Genomic DNA, 278 nt, shown 5'->3' with positions numbered 1-278 from the left:
TGCGCAGGAGCAACTCCCCGGCCCGGACCGGCCCGTCCTCCGCGAGGGAGACGAAACCGCCCGGCCCGCCCACCTGGACGAGCAGCGTGACCGCGCCGGTCACGCAGAAGCCCAGCGGCACCCGGTAGGCCCGCCACAACCGCCGCCCGGGCACCCCGGCCGGCCCCAGCAGCACCACCAGGGCGGTCAGGAGCACCAGGGCCGCGCCCGGCCAGGGCGGCAGGGAGATCGCGAGCACGGTGAGGCCGAGTCCGAGCACGGCCTTGTCCACGGGATGG

The 278-nt window shown here is 77.0% G+C and carries 1 protein-coding gene; it reads right to left on the bottom strand.

From position 1 onward, the window contains the following. Positions 1-278 (bottom strand): CbiQ family ECF transporter T component (locus tag ABZ281_RS50030; RefSeq protein WP_356665558.1); only part of this gene is annotated, 278 nt, incomplete at both ends.

The sequence above is a fragment of the Streptomyces sp. NPDC006265 genome (assembly GCF_040613555.1).
Taxonomy (GTDB): Bacteria; Actinomycetota; Actinomycetes; order Streptomycetales; family Streptomycetaceae; genus Streptomyces.
Note: the sequence above shows the minus strand (reverse complement) of the source record. Positions and strands in the feature narration are given on the sequence as shown.